The organism is Epilithonimonas sp. KH_059 (assembly GCF_057838485.1).
In genome coordinates this window covers 47,060-69,204 of the sequence record NZ_CM174468.1, presented here as the reverse complement: position 1 = coordinate 69,204, position 22,145 = coordinate 47,060, and the positions used below count along the sequence as shown (strand labels likewise).

Annotated in this window: 24 protein-coding genes; 12 read left to right on the top strand and 12 right to left on the bottom strand. The window is 39.8% G+C overall.

The window, feature by feature from the left end; all coding sequences use genetic code 11:
• Positions 1-237 precede the first annotated feature (237 nt).
• Complete coding sequence (gene lysS / locus AC3IRX_RS00330) at positions 238-1,935, bottom strand: lysine--tRNA ligase (protein WP_489210507.1); 1,698 nt, start codon at positions 1,933-1,935, stop codon at positions 238-240.
• A gap of 160 nt (positions 1,936-2,095) precedes the next feature.
• Between lysS and AC3IRX_RS00325 the strand changes: the two genes are divergently transcribed.
• From AC3IRX_RS00325 to rplI, 7 genes are all read left to right on the top strand, one after another.
• Complete coding sequence (locus tag AC3IRX_RS00325) at positions 2,096-2,674, top strand: anthranilate synthase component II (protein ID WP_489210505.1); 579 nt, start codon at positions 2,096-2,098, stop codon at positions 2,672-2,674.
• 41 nt (positions 2,675-2,715) lie between these two features.
• A complete protein-coding gene (lipB, locus tag AC3IRX_RS00320; protein WP_489210504.1) occupies positions 2,716-3,471 on the top strand; it encodes a lipoyl(octanoyl) transferase LipB in 756 nt (251 codons plus the stop codon).
• A gap of 350 nt (positions 3,472-3,821) precedes the next feature.
• A complete protein-coding gene (locus tag AC3IRX_RS00315; RefSeq protein WP_489210503.1) occupies positions 3,822-5,159 on the top strand; it encodes a dihydrolipoamide acetyltransferase family protein in 1,338 nt (445 codons plus the stop codon).
• A gap of 91 nt (positions 5,160-5,250) precedes the next feature.
• Positions 5,251-5,724 carry a GNAT family N-acetyltransferase gene (locus AC3IRX_RS00310; RefSeq protein ID WP_489210502.1) on the top strand — a complete coding sequence of 158 codons (474 nt, stop codon included), beginning with the start codon at positions 5,251-5,253 and terminating at the stop codon, positions 5,722-5,724.
• 146 nt (positions 5,725-5,870) lie between these two features.
• Positions 5,871-6,212: a 30S ribosomal protein S6 gene (gene rpsF / locus AC3IRX_RS00305; RefSeq protein ID WP_459084188.1), complete on the top strand. Its 342-nt coding sequence runs from the start codon at positions 5,871-5,873 to the stop codon at positions 6,210-6,212.
• A gap of 26 nt (positions 6,213-6,238) precedes the next feature.
• Entirely contained in the window at positions 6,239-6,541 is a 303-nt protein-coding gene (gene rpsR, locus AC3IRX_RS00300) for a 30S ribosomal protein S18 (protein WP_459084190.1), read from the top strand.
• 56 nt (positions 6,542-6,597) lie between these two features.
• Positions 6,598-7,131, top strand: a complete 534-nt coding sequence (gene rplI, locus AC3IRX_RS00295) for a 50S ribosomal protein L9 (protein ID WP_489210499.1) — start codon at positions 6,598-6,600, stop codon at positions 7,129-7,131.
• Positions 7,132-7,219: 88 nt separating this feature from the next.
• On the opposite strand, the gene AC3IRX_RS00290 is transcribed toward rplI, so the two are convergent.
• Positions 7,220-8,338 carry a DNA polymerase III subunit gene (locus tag AC3IRX_RS00290; RefSeq protein WP_489210497.1) on the bottom strand — a complete coding sequence of 373 codons (1,119 nt, stop codon included), beginning with the start codon at positions 8,336-8,338 and terminating at the stop codon, positions 7,220-7,222.
• Positions 8,339-8,505: 167 nt separating this feature from the next.
• Here AC3IRX_RS00290 and bamG point away from each other — a divergent pair, with 167 nt between their 5' ends.
• The 3 genes from bamG (at position 8,506) to AC3IRX_RS00275 (ending at position 11,524) form a co-directional block, all read left to right on the top strand.
• Positions 8,506-9,798 carry a BamG family beta-barrel-assembly machinery protein gene (bamG, locus tag AC3IRX_RS00285; RefSeq protein ID WP_489210495.1) on the top strand — a complete coding sequence of 431 codons (1,293 nt, stop codon included), beginning with the start codon at positions 8,506-8,508 and terminating at the stop codon, positions 9,796-9,798.
• A gap of 3 nt (positions 9,799-9,801) precedes the next feature.
• The gene (locus AC3IRX_RS00280) at positions 9,802-10,392 is read left to right on the top strand and encodes an LPS export ABC transporter periplasmic protein LptC (RefSeq protein ID WP_489210494.1); all 591 of its coding nucleotides are present in this window, start codon (positions 9,802-9,804) and stop codon (positions 10,390-10,392) included.
• A 79-nt stretch (positions 10,393-10,471) separates the two neighbouring features.
• Positions 10,472-11,524, top strand: a complete 1,053-nt coding sequence (locus AC3IRX_RS00275) for an anhydro-N-acetylmuramic acid kinase (RefSeq protein ID WP_489210493.1) — start codon at positions 10,472-10,474, stop codon at positions 11,522-11,524.
• Positions 11,525-11,643: 119 nt separating this feature from the next.
• On the opposite strand, the gene AC3IRX_RS00270 is transcribed toward AC3IRX_RS00275, so the two are convergent.
• Entirely contained in the window at positions 11,644-12,030 is a 387-nt protein-coding gene (locus AC3IRX_RS00270; protein WP_489210491.1) for an SRPBCC family protein, read from the bottom strand.
• 37 nt (positions 12,031-12,067) lie between these two features.
• Between AC3IRX_RS00270 and AC3IRX_RS00265 the strand changes: the two genes are divergently transcribed.
• Positions 12,068-12,688 carry an NUDIX hydrolase gene (locus AC3IRX_RS00265; RefSeq protein ID WP_489210490.1) on the top strand — a complete coding sequence of 207 codons (621 nt, stop codon included), beginning with the start codon at positions 12,068-12,070 and terminating at the stop codon, positions 12,686-12,688.
• Here AC3IRX_RS00265 and AC3IRX_RS00260 read toward each other — a convergent pair.
• The 8 genes from AC3IRX_RS00260 to AC3IRX_RS00225 form a co-directional block, all read right to left on the bottom strand.
• The gene (locus tag AC3IRX_RS00260; RefSeq protein WP_489210488.1) at positions 12,680-13,945 is read right to left on the bottom strand and encodes a UDP-N-acetylmuramoyl-tripeptide--D-alanyl-D-alanine ligase; all 1,266 of its coding nucleotides are present in this window, start codon (positions 13,943-13,945) and stop codon (positions 12,680-12,682) included. The two genes, AC3IRX_RS00265 and AC3IRX_RS00260, sit on opposite strands and share 9 nt — an antisense overlap.
• Before the next feature lie 117 nt (positions 13,946-14,062).
• Entirely contained in the window at positions 14,063-14,929 is an 867-nt protein-coding gene (gene atpG, locus AC3IRX_RS00255) for an ATP synthase F1 subunit gamma (protein ID WP_489210487.1), read from the bottom strand.
• A gap of 65 nt (positions 14,930-14,994) precedes the next feature.
• Entirely contained in the window at positions 14,995-16,569 is a 1,575-nt protein-coding gene (gene atpA / locus AC3IRX_RS00250) for a F0F1 ATP synthase subunit alpha (protein WP_489210485.1), read from the bottom strand.
• 19 nt (positions 16,570-16,588) lie between these two features.
• A complete protein-coding gene (gene atpH / locus AC3IRX_RS00245; protein ID WP_459084205.1) occupies positions 16,589-17,128 on the bottom strand; it encodes an ATP synthase F1 subunit delta in 540 nt (179 codons plus the stop codon).
• Positions 17,129-17,626: a F0F1 ATP synthase subunit B gene (locus AC3IRX_RS00240; protein WP_459112642.1), complete on the bottom strand. Its 498-nt coding sequence runs from the start codon at positions 17,624-17,626 to the stop codon at positions 17,129-17,131.
• A 91-nt stretch (positions 17,627-17,717) separates the two neighbouring features.
• Positions 17,718-17,939 (bottom strand): ATP synthase F0 subunit C, encoded by a 222-nt coding sequence (locus tag AC3IRX_RS00235; RefSeq protein WP_459112643.1) that lies wholly within the window; start codon positions 17,937-17,939, stop codon positions 17,718-17,720.
• A gap of 281 nt (positions 17,940-18,220) precedes the next feature.
• Positions 18,221-19,282: a F0F1 ATP synthase subunit A gene (atpB, locus tag AC3IRX_RS00230; RefSeq protein ID WP_459112644.1), complete on the bottom strand. Its 1,062-nt coding sequence runs from the start codon at positions 19,280-19,282 to the stop codon at positions 18,221-18,223.
• Positions 19,283-19,352: 70 nt separating this feature from the next.
• Positions 19,353-19,700: a hypothetical protein gene (locus AC3IRX_RS00225; protein WP_489210482.1), complete on the bottom strand. Its 348-nt coding sequence runs from the start codon at positions 19,698-19,700 to the stop codon at positions 19,353-19,355.
• Here AC3IRX_RS00225 and ffh point away from each other — a divergent pair.
• Positions 19,692-21,056, top strand: coding sequence for a signal recognition particle protein (gene ffh / locus AC3IRX_RS00220; RefSeq protein ID WP_489210481.1), 1,365 nt, complete (start codon positions 19,692-19,694; stop codon positions 21,054-21,056). The two genes, AC3IRX_RS00225 and ffh, sit on opposite strands and share 9 nt — an antisense overlap.
• Positions 21,057-21,162: 106 nt before the next feature.
• On the opposite strand, the gene AC3IRX_RS00215 is transcribed toward ffh, so the two are convergent.
• A complete protein-coding gene (locus tag AC3IRX_RS00215) occupies positions 21,163-22,122 on the bottom strand; it encodes a PhoH family protein (RefSeq protein ID WP_489210479.1) in 960 nt (319 codons plus the stop codon).
• Positions 22,123-22,145: the final 23 nt, after the last annotated feature.

Below are 22,145 nucleotides of genomic sequence, written 5' to 3'. Positions count from 1 at the left end.
AGGAAAATCGGACCTGAATAAGGCAATATCAAAACAAATGTGGCAAAAGCAGAGGCCGCCTCTCAGGCTTTCCATTTTATAGGCCTCTTTCTAGTGCTTTTCGGATACAATATCCCTTCAAAGTCGCAAAAAGGAACCTATCGTTTTTCACCAATATCCTTTCAAACAAAAAAAAAAGAGATTACTGCAAACAAAAACTGCTTCCCAAAGGAAGCAGTTCGCGTTACTGATTTTATTTTAAACGAGAGTGGCCGTTAATACCTCCTCGATTTTTTCAATTTTAATGAGATGATTTTTGGTAAGCAGCTTGGTGGCTTTGTCCCATTTCTTACCTGACAATTGACTTGCCACTTTAAGATCTTGCAAAGGTTGGCTTTCCGGGCCCTTTTTAAGAAGATCTAGAATGAGAGTTTCGTCCTCTCCTAGCTCTACGGTTGGGGTCCCCTTTTCCGGTCTCATTTGTGGGAAGAATAGGACATCTTGAATCGATTGGTTGTTTGTTAAAAACATAACGAGTCGGTCCATCCCAATTCCAAGTCCTGCCGTAGGAGGCATTCCATACTCAAGGGCTCTTAAAAAGTCCTGATCAATGAACATCGCCTCGTCGTCTCCTCTTTCTAAGAGAGACAGCTGCTGTTCAAATCGTTCTCTTTGATCGATTGGGTCGTTCAATTCCGAATAGGCATTGGCAAGTTCTTTTCCACAGACCATTAATTCAAAACGCTCGGTTAGTCCTTCTTTGAATCGGTGCTTTTTCGTAAGAGGTGACATCTCTACGGGATAATCTGTAATGAAGGTAGGTTGAATGAAATTGCCTTCGCATTTCTCCCCAAAAATCTCGTCGATTAATTTCCCTTTCCCCATGCTTTCATCCACTTCAATCCCAATGGACTGAGCGAATTCACGAAGTTCATGTTCACTTTTCCCTGTAATATCAAATCCTGTATACTTTAAAATTGCCTCCGTCATAGACACTCTAGGGTAAGGGGCTTTCCAACTAATTTGATGTTCACCAAAAGTGGACTGGGGCTCTCCATTCACTTCCGTCGCACAAAACTCTAGGAATTGCTCCGTAAAGTCCATCATCCAGTTGTAATCCTTGTAGGCCACGTAGATTTCCATAATGGTAAATTCTGGATTGTGGGTTCTATCCATTCCTTCGTTCCGGAAATTCTTTGCAAACTCGTAAACCCCTTCAAATCCACCGACAATCAATCGTTTTAAATAGAGTTCGTTCGCAATTCGTAAATACAATGGAATATCAAGTGAATTGTGATGCGTTGTAAAAGGTCTTGCCGCAGCTCCTCCTGGAATCGCTTGCAATACCGGAGTCTCCACTTCAAAATAACCTGCTTTGTTAAAGAAATAACGCATTGCGTTATACACTTTGGTTCGTTTAATAAAGACCTCTTTAACATGTGGATTTACGGTTAAATCCACGTAACGTTGGCGGTATCTAAGTTCTGGATCGTTAAACGCATCGTGCGTAACCCCATTTTCATCCGTTTTTGCTTGAGGTATAGGACGTAGTGCTTTAGCAAGTAGCGTAAATTCTTTAACCATCAGGGTCATTTCGCCAACTTGCGTTTTAAAGAGCTCTCCTTTAATCCCGATAATATCTCCAATATCAAGGAGATGTTTATAAACCTCATTGTACAAGGTTTTGTCCTCTCCCGGACAAATTTCGTCACGATTGAAATAGACCTGAATTCTTCCTTCAGAATCTTGAAGTTCGGCAAAACTTGCCTTTCCTTGTATACGTCTAGACATTAATCGACCTGCTACACTCACCGTAAGACCTGGTTCAAAAGACTCCTTAATCTGTTTGGTAGAATGGGAGATTTTGTATTCTGCAGCTGGAAATGCTTCGATTCCCATCTCACCTAGTTTTTGTAGTTTTTCACGTCGGATAATTTCCTGTTCTGATAATGACATAGTTAAGAATTTTGAGAATGCAAAAATAGGGAAAATTTACGGATGTCGAGTCGTTTAGACCGAAGTATCCACGCCCTAATTTCCCTTAAGAATTAAAATGAATCCTGAGAGTCCTTTCCCCCTTGCGATCTAATTCTTAGATTTGCTTCTATTTTTAAAAGTGAAAGTATTACTTATTGACAATTACGATAGCTTTACCTATAATCTCGCGCAGCTTATAGAAAGGATTCTTGAGCAGCGAATTGCCGTTGTGAAAAACGATGAATTAAGTTCACAGCTTATAAAAAAGTTCGATAAAATAGTTCTCTTCATAGGACCTGGAATCCCCTCAGAGGCCGGTTCACTTTTAGAGGTAATTAAAGAGTTTTATAAGGAAAAACCGATTCTAGGCGTATGCCTAGGCATGCAGGCGATCGCAGAGAGCTTTGGGGGAAGTTTACAAAATGGCCAGAATGTATACCATGGAATTTCAACCCAGATAAACATCACGAGGCAAGAGGCAAAACTTTATAAAAACCTACCCAATTCAATTTGTGTAGGAAGATACCATAGTTGGACAGTGGACCCTCTTACCCTTCCTGAAGAACTAGAAATCACAGCTGAGGATGACCACGGAACCCTTATGTCTTTGCAACATAAAAAATACGATTTGCACGGCGTACAATACCATCCTGAAAGCATTCTCACGTCTGAAGGTAAAACCATTGTGAGCAACTTTCTACTCAATTCGTATTCATAGCATACTATAATTTTCATAAATTTGTTCCCAAAATAGCGAATATGACAACCCAAAATAAAGAACTTATCTTTCGAGACCTAGGAGTAATGGATTACCCTGATGCCTTCGAGTATCAAGAAACCCTCATGAAATCCATTATTGATTTAAAATTAAAAAACCGAGATCGCACCGACGGAATCCAGGAAATTACTCCAAACTATTTCCTTTTCGTTGAGCATCCTCATGTCTATACCCTTGGGAAAAGTGGCGATGAGCACAATATGCTGATTGACCAAGATAAATTGAAGCAAATTAATGCCTCCTTCGTCCATACGAACCGTGGAGGTGATATCACCTACCATGGATTTGGTCAAATTGTGGGCTACCCTATTCTAGATCTTGACAATTTCAAATCGGACATCCATCTCTACATGCGCAATTTGGAAGAGGTCCTTATTCGTGTCATCGCAGAATACGGTTTAAAAGGAGAACGTAGCGAGGGAGAAACCGGAGTTTGGCTTGATGTGGGAAGACCGTTTGCTCGTAAAATCTGCGCAATGGGAGTGAAGACCTCCAAATGGGTAACCATGCATGGCTTTGCCCTCAATGTCAATACAGATTTGCGTTATTTCGAATACATCATCCCATGCGGCATTAAAGACAAAGCCGTGACCTCTTTACAAAGAGAACTAGAGAAAGAATTCACCCTAGAGGAAATCGCTGAAGTAAAAGAAAAAATTCAAAAGCATTTTAACGATGTTTTTGGGTCGGAATTCCTGCTTTACTCAGAGCAGCACGCAAAGTCAACTGAGATTTGATTGTATTTTTCTGAATCTTTCCAAAATGACATTCTTTCCGATAAGCAATTTAAAGCAGGCCGTAAAACTTCGATTTTCAGTGCCTGCTTTTTTTATTTTAGGAATGCGACCTAGGAACTCCAGCGTTCATTTTTAGGCAACTGCTGTTCAAATATCCAACTTCTTTTGCCTTCTATTTTTGAGAAAAAAAACCGTTTTTAAATTGAGTTTCCTACTCCTACATCCATTGTAATTCCTTATTTCCCAATTGCTTCAAATTTAAAAATAAAGACAATCTTTTGTGAATTATTAATTTCACAATTTTTATAACTGAAAATTTATATATTTGTAAAATTCCAAAATCGAAAAAAATGGCAGAATACAAATTATTACTTCCAAGCATGGGCGAAGGCGTCATGGAAGCTACAATTATCACTTGGTTATTTAACGAAGGAGATCAAGTTGGAGAAGACGATTCCGTAGTGGAAATAGCGACGGACAAAGTGGACTCAGATGTCCCAACCCCCGTTTCAGGAAAAATAATCAAAATTCTTAAGCAGAAAGACGAAATCGCAAAGGTAGGAGAAGCCATTGCTATACTAGAAACCGAAGGTGGGAATTCTCTCGAAGCAGAGCAAACGCAGGAGCAAAAACCGATGGAAGAGGTGAAAACGCAAATCCCAAGTTTAAATGAAGAGGAGATTAAGGAACTTGAAAAACCATTAAGCAGCGCTAAAAACACGGAAGGAAGCAAAGGACAATACCTGTCCCCTCTCGTAAAAGCCATAGCGGAACAAGAAAAAATAGAAGCAAGCGAACTTGAATCTGTACAAGGAACAGGACTCGAGGGAAGAATCACAAAAGAAGATATTTTACAGTACATTTCCACTCGAGGTGAAAAGAAAGCAGAATCGAAAGATTCCGCACCTAGTTCAGTGCCAGCCGCCGCAAAAGCGCCTGCAAGTCCGGTTGTGAAAACGGCACCTATTCCCGTGGGAGCAGGAGATGAAATCATCCCAATGGACCGCGTGCGCAAGATCATCGCAGAGGCTATGGTAAACAGCAAACGCATTTCTCCACACGTGACGTCCTTTATTGAAACCGATGTAACGAACGTGGTGAAATGGAGAGCGAAGAACAAAGCCCTCTTTGAACAAAGAGAAGGAGAACGACTTACCTTTATGCCTATTTTCGTGAAAGCGATTGTCAAAGCCATTCAAGACTTCCCAATGATCAATGTTTCCGTGGATGGAGATAAAATCATTAAAAAGAAGAACATCAACATTGGTATGGCCACGGCCATGCCGGATGGGAATTTGATTGTTCCTGTCATTAAAAATGCGGATCAACTTTCCTTGTCTGGACTTGCAAAAGCAATTAATGACCTTGCGAGCCGAGCCCGAGCTAAAAAGCTGAGACCAGAAGACACGCAGGGTGCAACTTATACCATTTCTAACGTTGGAAGTTTTGGAAACCTAATGGGAACCCCCATTATTCCACAACCTCAAGTTGCGATTATGGCCATTGGTGCGATCGTGAAAAAACCGGCGGTCTTAGAAACTCCAGACGGGGATGTGATTGCGATTCGTCAATTAATGTTTATGTCGCACTCTTACGACCACCGTGTGGTGGATGGCTCCCTTGGAGGCCTATTCTTAAAGCACGTAAACGATTATTTAGAAAACTGGGATATGAATACGGAGGTTTAATCCCACCTTATCCTTAAAGAATAGATACTCTACTGCCTTTCCTAACCGTAAGGCAGTAGCTTTTTCCCTTATCCCCTTAGACCTTATTCTTATGTTAAACTTACGAGAAGCAAAAAAAGAAGATTCCACCCTAATTTTCGAACTAATTAAAAAATTAGCACAATATGAAAAGATGGAAAACGACGTGCTCACTTCGCCCGAAGAACTAGAAAAACAATTGTTTGATTACAACTATGCACAGGTCATTATAGTAGAAGAAAACCAAACTGCAATTGGTTTTGCGCTCTACTTTTTTAATTTCTCCACCTTTGTAGGCAAACCCGGTCTCTATTTAGAAGATCTATACATTGAACCCCAGCATCGAAACAAAGGCTACGGCAAGAAGGTTCTGAAAGAGCTAGCCCAAAGAGCAAAAAACAAAGGGTGTGGACGTATGGAATGGTCGGTGCTCAAATGGAACTCGCCTTCGATCGCCTTCTACAAATCCTTAGGTGCTTCTGCCATGGAAGAGTGGGACGTCTATCGCCTTACTGAGTCTCAAATTGAGGATTTAGCGAAAATTTGATCGTTTCCTCCCTCTCCTTCCCCTAACTCTTATGCATAAAAGGTAAAAACCTGCGAAATAATTCATATTATACAAAGAAACTTTGTGCGATTAAGAATTTATAACTAATTTTGCACCTCGAAATATTTATCAATTATATTAACATTATGAACAACTACGAAACTGTTTTCATTTTAACTCCCGTTCTATCTGATGCTCAGGTGGAGGAAGCAGTGAAAAAATTTGAAGACTTACTTAAGTCAAACAACTGTGAAATTGTAACTAGAGAAAACTGGGGACTTAAAAAATTAGCTTACCCGATCCAACTTAAAAAGAACGGGTTCTACACTTTGATCGAATTCAAAGGAGAAGGAACTGTAGTAGCAGATTTAGAAACTGCTTTCAAACGTGACGAAAGAGTAATTCGTTACCTAACTACAAAACTTGACAAGCATGCAATTGAATACGCCGTTACAAGAAGGGCTAAAAACAAATCTGCAAGAGCTTAATTTTTCAACCTTAAAAATCTATTACAATGGCAATTGACGACATGGCAAAACAAGCCTCCGCAGGAGGTGAATCAGAAGTTAAATTTTTAACTCCTGTTGATATCAATACAAAATCTGAGAAAAAATACTGTAGATTCAAAAAATTCGGAATCAAGCACGTAGATTATAAAGATGCAGATTTTCTTATTCAATTCGTAAACGAACAAGGTAAAATCTTACCAAGACGTTACACAGGTACTTCTTTAAAATACCAAAGAAAAGTATCTGCTGCAATCAAAAGAGCAAGACACTTAGCACTTATGCCATACGTGGTAGACATGCTTAAATAACATTAACAATTGTTGGTTGCATCGCGCACCTAACTTTAAAAACAAAAAGGACAACAATGGACATTATTCTAAAACAAGACGTTGAAAACTTAGGCCTTGAATTCGATATCGTATCGGTTAAACCAGGGTATGCAAGAAACTTCTTACTACCTAAAGGAGTCGCTTTACTAGCCACTCCAAAAAACAAAGCGACTCTAGCCGCTACGCTTGAATCTAGAAAAGAAGAAGAAGCAAAATTAGTTGCTGACGCTCAAGCTAAAATCGAACAATTGAAGAAAACTTCTCTTACGATCGAAACGAAAGTGGGATCAGGAGATAAATTATTCGGTTCAATCAACAACGCAAATCTTTCTGAAGAACTTGCTAAAAAAGGTGTTGAAATCGATAGAAAATACATCAAAATCCCTGGGAACACAATCAAAAGAACTGGTAAATTCAGCGCTTTAGTAAGATTGCACAGAGATGTTGAGTACAACTATGAATTCGACGTAATTTCTGATGCTCCGGTAGTCGTTGCTCCAAAAGCAGCGGAAAAACCAGCAAAAGCAAAAGAAACTGAAACGGAAGCAACAGAAGAAAAAGAAGCTTAATTAAAAGCTTTCTTTATACCTAAAAATAGCCCGAGTTTTTAACTCGGGCTATTTTATTTTATTCAATTTAACTTTTTTTGTATCTCTCTTATTGCGCTTTTCGGTGGATATAACGAGAGAGTTTAATTCCCAAATCGGTCCACACGATACTTTGATTGCCATTGCGCTTTAAATGATAATCGGCCTCACTAATTTGAATTAAGATGTCCTCAATGTTTGCACCGTGAATAAACTGAGAGAACTTTTCCCATTGAAAGGTTCCTTCGGTGATCTTCTGATAAACCAGCTCCGAATTCCCGTAATTCTGAAGCAAAGCAAGTCGAAAAGTGTCTGCACAAAACTGCAAAAAGCGTAATTGCTTTTCGATCTTCCACTCCGCGATCTGACGCGCCCACAAAATCACGTTGCGTAGCATCTCTGGTTTCTTTCTTACTTGAAACGCTTCTCGAACCCATTGGATAAACAATGTTTCAAATTCGGATCCATTGTGCTGAGAATCCATCAGGTTTTGAAGCTCTCGCAAATTTCCTTGCGCTTTGAAAAGCAGTGCCTCTCGCTGGGCATAATCGAGGGAACTGTGCGTCTCTAAATACTTTGAAAGTGCACTGGATTCAATAGGTGGAATCTCCACTATTTGAGTCCTCGAGAGAATCGTAGGTAAGAAATCATCGAGAGATTCTGCCAAAAGAAGTATATAGGTGTCTTTTGGAGGCTCTTCTAGAAACTTTAAAAATTTATTTGCGGCATCCCTATTCATTCTCTCCGTTCCCCACACAATAAGGATCTTACTTCCTCCCTCTAAACTTTTCAGATTGAACTTTTCGATTTGGGCTTCGACTTCCTTCACGGAAATATAAAACTGAGCACTTTTGTCAAACTGCTCTATCCAATCAATATAATCCACATACGGATTGGTTAGGATAAGCTCACGAAATTCATTATACAAACGGCTACTTACCGTTTTATCCTTCTCTGAGAAAACAGGAAAACTAAAATGCAAATCCACATGATTGAGACTCTCCACCTTGGAGGCTCCATTTTGCGTTTGACTTCCGAGGATCTCCCTTGCGAAAGCGAGGGCCAAAGCAAGGGTGCCATACCCCATTTTTCCTACAAACATTTGCGCATGACCTACGCGCCCATCCTTTATGGAAGCGCGAAGTTGCTCAATGGTCTTTTGTTGACCTACAATATCTTCCCAATTCATTGGTTCAAATATACTGAAATCTCTTAAATCTAATCACCCTAATTTCGCTCCAACTGCGCAAGTAGACGGCAAAAGAAAACTTTTGCACTTAACAAACTTTAACTGCGCTAAATTTTCAGATTTCAGTAATAATTAGGATATTTGCTTTCTGAACTTATATAACTAGAATGAAAAGAATTTTTGTACTGTCTTTCATAGCATTGGGAGCGAGCATTTCTGCACAAACCATTGGAAACACGCCGTATGCCGCTTTTGGAATTGGAGATATCAAATACGACAACACAATCGATATCGCCGCTATGGGAGGAATTTCCACCGCGTACATCAACGATTTCAACAACAAGTTTAACTTCTCAAACCCGGCAGCGAACGCAAATCTGGGTCTTACCTCCTTCACTATTGAGGCGAGCAATGAGAATAATTACTTTAAAAGCAATTACCAAGACGGTAAATCCACGAAGCATTCGACTTATTTGTCTAATATTTCGTTAGCCTTTCCGATTTCTCAAAAAGTGAAATTTGGACTAGGGTACCAACCGTACAGTTCTAAAAATTACGATATCTTAGTAAACACGCCTCTAGAAAATGATGTCGTGCAAGCGAATCGCTTCCATGGAAAAGGAACCCTTTCTACTGTGCAAGCTGCCTTGTCTTACAACATTACGGATGCCTTCGCCCTTGGGTTAAGAACCAACTACTATTTTGGTAAACTATACGACATTGAAGAGCTGACCTACTCGAATGCTGAGTTAATCAGTGGATTCGAAACCAGTAGCCGAATCAGTTCTTTTAACTTTACAGCGGGAACCACCTACCAGAAGAAATTAGAAAACGACAAAAAGCTAACCGTCGGAGCCACCTATACCTTTGGTACGACTGGAGATTTACTAGCTAGGTATAAAAACAGCACCTACTACTACGCAGCTTCTGAGGAGCATCTGAATGAGTCCATCATTGAAGAGAGAACAAATAACGATACCAACTTACTGCCTCAAGAAGCCTCTTTAGGACTTGGATACGGAAAAGATGGAAAATGGTTCTACAGTGGTCAGATCGACTACAAAAAAGGAGAAACCATCGATTTTGTCGGACATCCATTTGCTTACCAAGATTCTTACCGAGTATCTGCAGGGGGTTGGATTCTACCTAACTACAACAACTTTAGAAATTATTTCTCCCGTGTAACCTACCGCTTTGGTGCTTACTACGAAAAAGGAGATTTAAGCCTTTCCCCTCAGAATTCAACAAGCCCGACCAACGTAAATAAATTTGCGGTTACCGGCGGTATGTTTTTACCTTTCGCCAATGCCAATGTGAACCGCTTAAACGGTATGGACGTAGGCGTTGAAATCGGAAAACGAGGAACCATGGACAACAACATGATCAGCCAAACCTTTGTTAACCTAAGAATCGGACTTAATTTTGCCGACAAATGGTTCCAAAAAAGACAATACGATTAACCCATGCGCTTAGGCCTCGGGAAATACTCTAAAAATATAGCCATCCTATTTGGGTGTGCTATATTTTTTATTCCTCAATCCTGCGACGAATCGATCGCAGAAACACCTACCAAAAGAAAGCCCAATTTCGCTTCCCAGATTCTCTACAATGCCGACATTGTTCGTAGAGACAGTGGCCAAATCAATCTTCGGTTTAGAGCCCCCATCATCGAAAAGTACGAATATATAGATTCTCCATACATTGAGGCGAACAAAGGAATTTATTTGGAATATTTTGATAAAAAAAATCCAAAAACACCGGGTAAAATATGGTCTGATTATGCTCGTTTTAACGAACTAAGACAGTTTTACACGGCAAAAGGAAATGTAAAAATCATCACCAGCGAAGGCCAAAGTTTTGCGATGCAATCTATTTACTGGGATCGGCGCAAGCAAAAAATGTACACCTCGGACACGGTTTATGTTTCCGACAAAGACGGCTCTATGCTTGTAGGTGCTAATGGAATGGTAGCTAAGGATGATTTCTCAGAATATACCTTTACAAACAATACAGGAAGTTTCCCCGCAACGGAGATTCCCAAAGCAGGAAAATAGAGCTCTTTTTTTCTTAGTTCTTTAAATATCTTTATCTTGGGGACTACAGTAGCCCACAAGAATCACTAAAAGTAGCAAAGTGCAGCATTATTACGCCATCGGTCTTATGTCTGGTACAAGTCTTGACGGACTTGACCTATGCTATGCTCGTTTTACAAAACCTTTCGATCTTCCTTGGGAATACGAAATCTTAAAAACGGCCACACTTCCTTATTCGCCTAAGTGGCAATCCCTCTTAAAAAATGCCCTAAACTTAAGTGCGGAATCTCTATTAGAACTTAATTCGAGTTATGGATTTTATCTAGGAGAAAAAACATTGGAGTTTCGCCAAAACCTAGGTGCAAGTCCCGTGGATTTGATCGCCTCGCACGGTCATACGGTCTTTCACCAGCCCCAACTGGGGTTCACATATCAGATCGGTGAGGGGCGTGCAATCAAAGCGCTAAATCCTTTGCCCGTCGTATATGATTTTAGAAGCCAGGATGTCCTTATGGGAGGTCAAGGAGCCCCTCTAGTCCCTATCGGAGATCAATTGCTTTTTCCTTCGTACGACGCCTGTCTCAATCTTGGAGGATTTTCAAACATTTCTTTTGTACAGGAAAATAAGCGGATTGCTTTTGATATAGGACCTTTAAACATTGTCCTAAATCATTTTGCGAACCAACTATCAAAACCCTACGATGCAGAAGGAAATATAGCACGAGAGGGCCAAATAAACTCATCTATACTCGATAGGCTAAATGCGCTCGAATATTATCAAAAGAAAGGTCCTAAATCTTTAGGGATCGAATGGGCAGTGAAAAACATTTTTCCTTTGCTAGGTGGTTTAAGTCCGGAGAATGCGATTAGCACTTTTACAAAGCATGCTGCCATGCAACTGTCTCAGGTTTTAATGCAAAACAACTTACAGAAGATTCTAATTACTGGCGGTGGAGCCTACAATCGCTATTTGCTAGAACAAACCGAGGCTTTCTCAGGCAAAACTCTCACCCTACCCCCTCGGGAGTTAGTTGAATTTAAAGAAGCATTAATTTTTGCCTTTATGGGGATTTTAAGACTACGAGGCGAGAACAATGTCCTTTGTTCAGTCACCGGCAGTACGGAAGACCACAGCAGCGGACTTTTAATCTAGAAAAGGACCCTTTTTAAACCTGCCGACTTTTCCTTAATGACTACAAACTAAAAAAGCACCCCTGCGGGTACTTTCTTATATCGGAATTAGAGTTTAAGGAAAGCAAAGAGTTTCTTGCCTTACAATTGCTCTAATTTATCAGTCAAGGAATTAATGAAATTCTGAAGCGGTTTTTCCACCATCATTTTAATAAAAGGATTGAACTTCCCTTCAAAAAGCAATTGAACTTCTGTTTGGTTCTCATTTACAGCATTCATCATTCCATTTAGAGCAAAGTCTAAACTAGAACTTGCGGATACCAAAGCTACTTTCTCCGGCGTCACCGAATCAATCTTAAGGGCAATTTCAGGCATTCCTTTTAATCCAAATTTAAAACCGTCTTCTCGGGTTTCAAACTTCTGGAGTCCTTCGGGCATCAACTGCTCATAGTCCGATGGGTTTTTAAGTAGCTCCATTAACTCATTAACGGATTTATTAATTGTAATTTTTCTTCCTTCTAGATTCATTTTTATATTTTTGCAAGATTAATTAAAAGCCTTGCAAATGTATAAAGTTTTTATCAACGAAAAAAGCCTTACTTTAAGTAGGTATCCCTATGACATTGAAAAAAACCTAAGGTATGAAGGCTTTGCTACGCTTGAGATTGCAATTGATCTGCTCGAAAATACCTCCTGCCCCGAAATTAATGTTTACGGAGAAGATTTAGAAGAAATTTGGGAAGATTTCACCCACATGTACAAAGTCATTGAAGCCGCGGGTGGACTGGTGAAAAACCAACGCGAAGAAATTCTCTGCATCCATAGACTAGGAAAATGGGATTTACCAAAAGGGAAAATTGAAAAAGGAGAATCCTTAGAACAAGCGGCACTTCGGGAAGTAGAGGAAGAAACCTCGTTGCAAGAACTCGTCCTCGAAGAGTTTATTAACAGTACGTTTCATACCTATACAGAACGTTCAGGTACTCGCATTTTAAAAACCACCTATTGGTTTCACATGAGTTATCTAGGAAGCAAGTCCCCTATTCCACAAGCAGAAGAAGGCATTACCAAAGCCGAGTGGAAATCTCAAAAAGAACTCCTGAGCGAGGTGGTTCCCAGTACATTTAAAAACATTGAGTTAATCCTAACTCAGGGTGGGATACTACCCGATCCTACGCTACAATAAAGGAATTAATTTTTCGAGGGCAACTCCTCTGGATCCTTTTAATAAGATCGCATCCGCTTTGATAGAGTTAGATTCAAGCCAAGTGGCCAGCTCTGAAGTGCTTAAAAATCCATTGGGATTTACTTTGCTAAACTCACGGCCGACCGTAAAAACCTGTTGAAAAGAAAGGCTCTTGACGAATTCTAAAATCTCCTGATGTTCCTTCTCACTTTCGCGACCTAACTCCAGCATGTCGCCAATGATAATCGCTTTCGAGCCTTCAAAAGATTTAAAGTTTTCCAGGGCAACTTTCATACTGCTTGGATTTGCATTGTACGTGTCAAGCACGAGGGTTCGATCTTCCTTTTTTACCACCTGAGATCTCATATTGGAAGGCTCATAGGATTCAATTGCTGCAGAAATCTGCTCAAACCCGATTCCAAAATAAAGACCTAACGTCGCGGCTGCACTAAGATTTGAGAAGTTATAATCTCCCGTCAACTTAGACAGAAATTGCATTTGCTTATACTTAAGTCCTATAAAATGATCTTGAACCACTTTTTCAAAACGGTACTCTTTCTCTTGGGAACCAAACCTTAAAAGCGAAGTATAGCCATTAGACTTCTCAACTTGAATAGAATCGTCCGTATTGATCACGAGTAGACCTCCATTTTCTTTAATATAAGTATAGAGTTCACTCTTTCCTTCAACTACGCCCTCAAAGCCCCCAAATCCTTCTAAATGCGCTTTCCCGAAATTAGTAATGTATCCAATGGTTGGTTTTGAAAGCGTGCATAAAAATTCAATTTCGCGTTTGTGATTTGCCCCCATCTCGACTACGGCTATTTCATGCTCGTCTCGAATGGACAAAAGAGTAAGGGGAACCCCAATGTGATTATTGAGATTTCCTTTCGTATACTGCACATTAAATTTCATCTGAAGTACAGAACTTACAAGTTCTTTAGAGGTCGTTTTCCCGTTGCTCCCCGTAAGTCCAAGGATAGGAATCGACAACTGCTCTCTATGGTGTAGAGCTAAATCCTGCAGGAATTGAAGGGTACTCTTTACATAAAACACCCGGTTTGCCACATCTTCATACTGCTTTCGCTCCACAATAACACCAAGTGCTCCCTTGTCAATCGCATTAGCAGCTTCCTTACCCGCATCGTAGTTCTCACCAGAAAAAGCGAAAAAAAGATCTCCTTTCTCCACCGTGCGACTATCGATGTTCACTTTCCCACACTGCTTAAAAAGACTATAAAACTCCTGTACATTCATAGGTCAAAAATACTTAACTTCCCTTAAATACGAAACCCCCAACTTAAATTCTCCCTAAAATAAAAAAAGGCATTAAATCGGGTTCGATTTAATGCCTTTATACATGAGTGAATTGTACTACGAATTCTTAAGCGCTTCCGCTCCCGATACAATTTCTAGAATTTCATTGGTAATTGCAGCTTGTCTTGCCTTGTTGTAATAAATCACAAGGTCATTTTTCAAGGACTGCGCGTTGTCCGTCGCTTTGTGCATGGCCGTCATACGGGCTCCGTGCTCAGAGGCTAAGGAATCCAAAATCGCTTTGAAAAGTTGAGTTTTAATAGATCTAGGAATTAGATTGTCCAAAATCTCACTTTTATTCGGCTCAAAGATATAATCGGTTTCGCTCTCTCCTTCTTCACTAACTTCCGGCATGGAGATAGGTAGAAGTTGCTCGGTTTGCACCACTTGAGTGGCCGCATTCACGAACTGATTGTACACAATGTGCACTTCATCAAAATTCCCTTCAAGGAATTCATTCATGACCACTTCCGCTACCCCTGCAACCGAATCAAAACTCAAATGATCCAAAAGTGGGCTTTGGTTGTCGAAAACTTTCTTAGAATTCCGAACGGAATCGTAAACCTTTTTACCAATTGCAAGGATTTCAATTTCTTTCGAAGCATTCTTAGTTAGTAAACTATTTAGCTCTTTGATAATCGAAGAGTTAAAAGCACCTGCAAGTCCTTTGTTCGAAGTAATGGGAATATAAAGAATTCGTTTCACCTCACGTGACTGTGCATACACAGAAATCTGATCGGGATCCGAACTTGAATTTACATTCTCAATAATCTCCTGTAATTTTTGCGAAAAAGGTCTAAGCATTACAATAGCATCCTGAGCTCTTTTAAGCTTAGAGGCTGCCACCATTTTCATGGCGCTTGTAATTTGCATTGTAGACGAGATCGAAGTAATTCGCCCTCTAATTTCCTTTAAGTTTGCCATTCTTTTGTTAAATGGTTAATATAAGTTAAGGCTCAGGCATCGATACGATACCTGAGTCCATAAATTTAGTATTTTGAAGCGATATCCGCTGCGGCTTGTTTTAAAACACCGGTAATTTGATCGTCAATCTTTCCTGACTTGATTGCAGCCATCGTATCTGGGTGCTTCGTTTTAAGAAATTCAACATAATCGGTCATGAATTCTTTCACTTTTCTTACAGGTACATTACGAAGTAAGTTCTCTGTCCCCGCATAGATCATAGCTACTTGGTTTTCCACAGGAAGTGGAGAGTTCACAGGTTGCTTTAATACTTCTACGTTCTTTTCTCCTTTTGAAATAACCGCTTGGGTTACTGCATCTAGATCAGAACCAAATTTAGCAAATGCCTCAAGCTCTTTGTACTGAGCTTGGTCTAGTTTCAAAGTACCTGATACTTTTTTCATGGCTTTAATCTGCGCATTCCCTCCTACACGAGATACGGAGATCCCCACGTTAATTGCAGGACGAACCCCAGAGTTGAATAAATCCGACTCAAGGAAGATCTGTCCGTCTGTAATAGAAATTACGTTCGTAGGAATATAAGCAGAAACGTCTCCCGCTTGGGTTTCAATAATTGGAAGTGCTGTAAGCGATCCTCCTCCTTTCACTAACGGCTTAAGCGCGTCTGGAAGGTCGTTCATTTGCTTCGCAATTTGATCGTCCTTAATTACTTTTGCAGCTCTCTCAAGAAGTCTTGAGTGAAGGTAGAATACGTCCCCAGGATAAGCTTCACGTCCCGGTGGTCTTCTAAGTAGAAGAGAAAGCTCACGGTAAGCAACCGCTTGTTTCGATAAATCATCATAAACAATTAATGCAGGTCTACCGGTGTCTCTGAAGAACTCACCGATTGCAGCTCCTGCCATTGGGGCATAAACTTGCATAGGTGCAGGATCAGAAGCGTTTGCAGCTACAACGACCGTGTAGGCCATGGCTCCTCTGTCTTCAAGAGTTTTTACAATCTGTGCTACCGTCGATCCTTTTTGACCAATCGCCACATAGATACAGTATACAGGCTCACCCGCGTCAAAAAATTCTTTTTGATTTATAATCGTATCAATGGCAACCGTGGTTTTACCCGTTTGACGGTCTCCAATGATAAGTTCTCTTTGTCCTCTTCCGATTGGAATCATGGAGTCAATTGCGACGATTCCTGTTTGAAGTGGTTCGTTTACCGGCTGGCGATAAATTACCCCTGGCGCTTTTCTTTCTAATGGCAATTCGTACAATTCACCGCCGATTGGGCCTTTCCCATCAATTGGGTTCCCTAAGGTATCTACGACTCTCCCTAGCATTCCTTCACCTACCTTAATAGATGAGATACGCTGAGTTCTTTTCACAGTGTCCCCTTCTTTCACTAGTTTAGATTCGCCTAACAAAGCTACCCCAACGTTATCGTCTTCAAGGTTAAGTACAATGCCTTCGACTCCTCCTTCAAATTTCACTAGCTCACCGTATTGTACGTTTTCAAGTCCGTATACACGAGCAATACCATCCCCAATGGTTAGAACGGTTCCCACCTCTTCTACATTGGATTGAGTATCAAAATTTGCTAATTGTTGTTTCAAAATTGCTGAAACTTCAGCCGGATTTATTTGTGCCATTTTATGGTTTTTTTAAATACTAGTTTAATTGAAAATCTTTCTTGATCTGATTTAGTTGCGAGCGTACTGAGCGGTCGATCTGTTGATCTCCCACACGAAGGACATACCCTCCTAAAAGTTCTGGATTCACTTGTAAGGTCAAATCAAATTTGGAATCTACATTCACAAGATTTGAATTCTTAACAATGGAATCAATCGTTACTTTATCAAGAGTACTTGCTGTACTCAAGGTAGCTCTTTGAACTCCGTTCAAATCTTCCACCTTATTAATATACTCCTGTGCAACATCTTGCAAATGACTTTCGCGTCCTTGCTTAATCACCAAGGTAATAATATTTTGACTTACCGGAGAGAACTCTTTAAAAATCTCACTTGCAATCGAGATCTTCTTTTTCGAATCCACCACAGGCGAAGCAAAAAGTTGACGCAGTTCTTTTGACTGTTTCATCAACTCTACCAAGTCCTTCATTTCTGAAAAGACCTCTTGGACACTCCCGGATTCACTTACGTAATCCAAAAGCCCTTGAGCATATCTTTTTGCAACTTTAGATGTAAGCATTTAGTTCTTATTAAGAGTTTCGTTATTTAAATAATTTTCTACAAGTGTAGATTGAGCCTCAGAGTTGTCTAATTTTTGTTTCAAAATAGATTCTGCAATGCTCACAGAAAGAGTTCCAATCTGTTGCTTAATTTCATTCATTGCAGAAGCTTTTTCCGCATCGATGCTTTGTCTCGCTTGAGCAATCATTTTGTCTCCTTCTACTTTCGCAACATCTTTTGCTTCTCCTACAATGCGGTCTTTGATTTCTCTCGCCTCCTTTAAAATTGCATCACGCTCAATTTTCGCCTCACGAATAATTTTTTCATTATCCGATTTAAGCTGCTCCATTTCTTTCTTTGCCAACTTTGCTTGATTCAATGCATCTACGATTGACGTTTCTCTCTCGTTTACCATATTCAAAATAGGCTTCCAAGCAAATTTCGTAAGAAGGAATAAAAGAATAAGGAAGGTTAGTCCCATCCAAAACAGTAAGCCAATTCCCGGTTCGATTATCATAAAATTGATTTTTTTTAAATTGTTATTTAACTACGACAATAAAAAAAATCTTGGCAGCAGCCAACCGCTTCACTGCCAAGATTTAATTGCTTTAGAATTTTCCTCCTCCGATGAACGCACCAAAGATAATTGCAATCAGACCAGCACCTTCAATAAGACCTGCTGCAATAAGCATAGCCGCTTGAATCTTACCTGCTTGTTCTGGTTGTCTTGCAATTGCATCCATAGCGTGACCACCAATCTTACCAATACCAAGACCTACGCCTAGTACTGCTAAACCAATTCCTAAATAGATTAATCCTAATCCTGTCATAGCTTCCATATTTTATAGATTTTAAACGTTGCAAAAATAGTGTTTTTTTTTCATATCAACATCGTGACAATCGTCATATGTAAAAATGGAATCTAACTAATATTCATATCATTAAATCCATTCCTAATTGGAAATGTCCGATTATTTAATCACTAAAAAATTAATTCCAATTTGTGATATTTTTTTAATCTTCTATAGTAATCATGCCACTTAAGATAAATTGTATCTGCCAATACAATCCAAAAAATGCGATAATTAAAATATCTTCAAATTGTTCGCAATTAATGACTTGAGTGCTCTTCAACAGCCATCCCAATATAAAGTGCGGAAAGAACTGTAAAAATATAAGCTTGTAGAGCCGCCACTAAGAGTTCAAGCAACGACACGAAAAGTGCAAGTGGAACCGAAGCTAGTCCAAGAGCTGCATTTTTAAAGATGAAAATTAGAGAGATAATCGCAAGAATCATAATGTGTCCAGCGGTTATATTCGCAAAGAGACGCATCATAAGTGCAAAAGGCTTTGTTAGCACACCGACGATTTCAATCGGCACCATGATTGGATATAGCGCAAAAGGTACATCTGGCTTGAAAATATGCTTCCAATAATATTTATTTGCACTAAACACTGTAATAACCAAAGTCACAATTGCTAAAAAAGCAGTAGTTGCAATATTTCCGGTCAGGTTGGTTCCAAACGGTGCGAAAGGAATTAGGCCGAATAGGTTATTAAACCAAATAAAGAAAAAGGCCGTCAAGAGGTAAGGCATAAATTTCTTATATTTAGTAGTACCGATGTTTGGTATCGCCACTTCGTCTCTTATAAAAACGATTAGCGGTTCCAAAAATTTACCTACTCCAGTCGGAATGCCATTTTTATAACTTCTTGCCGTTCCAATAAACAGAAACAGTAGAATGATAACAGATACAAACATTCCTGCTACGTTTTTTGTGATCGAAAAATCAAAAAAGACATCTTGTGAATTTTGACTCCCTCCAATTAAGCTGAACATTGCTGCACGTTCGACTCCCTCAGTGGACTCAATAACACCATGGTTCATTGTGTATCCTTCTATCACTTCTCCGTGTGCAACCTCACTTGACATAAAAGTATGCCATCCGTTTTGGTCTTTCAGAATCACAGGAAGTGGAATCGAAAAATGCTTTTCCTCTGGCGTGCCTTCGTTAAGAGTAAACACGTGCCATTCATTTGCGTCAGAGATATGATGCATAATCATTTCAACTGCACTAAATTCGTTTTGATCCGTTTCCTGCGCAGCCGAGGCTAAACCTCCTGATAACGTTAATAAAAGAACAAAAAAGAAAGAAGAAAATCTCTTAATCATGACATATTTTTATCGGTTTGCAAATATATCGATTTAATTAGATTCTGCCAATTTCTTAAATTGATTTTTATCATAATTTATTTAGGCGCTTAATTACCTTAAAATAGAGTACAAAAGAGGCTAGTAGGAAGACTCCAATCAAGATCAAAAATCCAGTCGTACTAAACTCCATGATCGAGATCCCCACAATCACCCAAATAAAATCTTTTAGAACATTTAAGACTAGGAACTTTAACGCACCATTTTCTTTTGAAACAAAAAACCGCGTAAACACCCAGTACATAAAGCCATTTAGTACACCAATAGAGGCCATTAAAAGAAGAATATCCATCCAATTCATGGCGCGAAGATAAACAAGTTTTAAAAAATTATAATATTTGCTTATTTTTGCAGTCCCTAAATTAATTATATGTTTCAAAGTTTACAGGACAAATTAGATAAAGCGCTACATAATATCCAAGGTCGTGGTAAGATTACGGAGATCAATGTGGCGGAAACCGTAAAGGAAATCCGTCGTGCTCTAGTCGATGCCGACGTAAACTATAAAGTAGCAAAGGACCTTACCAAACGAGTGCAGGAGAAAGCGTTAGGACAAGATGTACTGACGAGTCTTACGCCTGGACAATTAATGACCAAGATCGTTCACGATGAATTAGTCGACTTGATGGGGAAAACCCAAGAAGGGATTAATTTGTCAGGAAAACCTTCTGTTATTTTAATTGCCGGACTGCAAGGTTCGGGGAAAACTACGTTTTCAGGAAAACTTGCCAATTACTTAAAAACCAAACGTGCGAAAAAGCCACTCTTAGTTGCATGTGATGTATACAGACCTGCCGCCATTGAACAATTAAAAGTTCTTGGGGAACAAATTGGAGTTCCAGTTTATACCGAAACGGGAGCCACCAACCCTTCCTCGATTGCTGAGAATGCAGTGAAACATGCAAAGGAAAACCATTTTGATGTGGTCATTGTCGATACCGCAGGACGACTTGCAATTGACGAGCAAATGATGAACGAAATTAAATCGGTTCATTATTTCATTAAGCCGGAGGAAACCTTATTTGTGGTGGACTCTATGACCGGACAAGATGCGGTGAACACAGCGAAAACCTTTAATGAAGCCCTGAACTTCGACGGAGTCGTTCTTACAAAGCTAGACGGGGATACGCGAGGGGGAGCTGCACTAACCATTCGTTCCGTGGTTGAAAAACCAATCAAATTCATTTCTACCGGAGAGAAAATGGAGGCTTTAGACCTTTTCTATCCAGAACGTATGGCGGACCGTATCCTAGGAATGGGAGACGTGGTCTCGTTAGTGGAAAGAGCACAAGAGCAATTTGACGAAGAAGAAGCAAAAAAACTTCATAAAAAGATTGCGAAAAACGAATTTGGATTCGATGACTTCCTTAAACAAATTGCCCAGATTAAAAAGATGGGGAATATGAAAGATTTAATGGGAATGATTCCAGGTGTGGGAAAAGCCATTAAAGACGTAGAAATCTCAGACGATGCTTTCAAACACATTGAAGCTATTATCTACTCTATGACCCCAGAGGAAAGAAGACGACCTTCTACTATTGATATGAACCGTAAAAAACGAATTGCTAAAGGAGCAGGTCGCAAACTAGAAGATGTGAACCAACTCATGAAGCAATTTGAACAAATGGGCAAGATGATGAAAATGATGCAAGGCCCACAAGGAAAGCAAATGATGCAGATGATGGGCAAAATGGGAGGAGGACAAGGCATACCGGGTATCGGTGGAAAAATGTAACTCTCATAAACTTTTTAGATAAACAAAAAGAATCCCCCATTTGAGCGATTCTTTTTGTTTTTAGGCTAAGGAAAACTCCCGAATAGCAAAAGGATGACACTATCCCTTACTCGTCGCGCATCCGCTTTTCCTCTGTATTGTAGGCTAAAATGATTTTACGCACGACAGGATGCCTAACCACATCTTCTTCCGTTAAATGGACAAATCCGATTTCCTTGACCTCTTTCAATATTCTCATGGCTTCCTTAAGCCCTGATTTTTGTCTTAAAGGAAGATCGACTTGACTTGGGTCCCCCGTAATAATAAACTTGGCATTCATCCCCATCCGGGTTAAAAACATCTTCATTTGCGCGTGCGTGGTGTTTTGGGCTTCGTCTAGAATTACAAAAGCCTCGTCAAGGGTTCTCCCTCGCATAAAAGCAAGCGGTGCCACCTCAATTACTTTTTTGTCAATGTAACTCTCCAGCTTTTCATTGGGAAACATATCGCGAAGCGCATCGTAGAGGGGCTGCAAATACGGGTCTAATTTTTCTTTCAAATCCCCAGGTAAGAATCCTAAGCTCTCCCCTGCTTCTACGGCAGGACGGGTCAGAATAATTCGTTTGACTTCTTTGTCCCGAAGGGCTCTTGCGGCAAGCGCAACACTGGTATACGTCTTTCCCGTACCGGCAGGTCCTATGGCAAAGACCATGTCCTTCTTCTCTGTTTCGTATACGAGTTTTTGTAGGTTGCTCGTTTTGGCTTTAATTACTTTTCCATTTACGCCTTTAACAATAATATGCTGATCGAACACTAATTTGCGTTCATTCTCATCTTTAATCTTAAGAATGTTCTCCACATCCTTTAAACTAATGCTATTGTTTTGCGAGATGAAATCCACTAAATCGTCTAGCTTCCCTTTCAAAATATCAAGCGTTTCTTGGTCGCCTAAAGCCAGTATCGAATGGTCTCGCCCTGTGATCTTAAGGGTTGGGAAACTCGATTTGAGCAGGTTAAAATTCTGGTTTTGGACTCCATAAAATTCCTTCATGGCAATACCAGAAAGTTCATAATTTAATTCAAACATAGATTGCAATTGGTAATTGATGT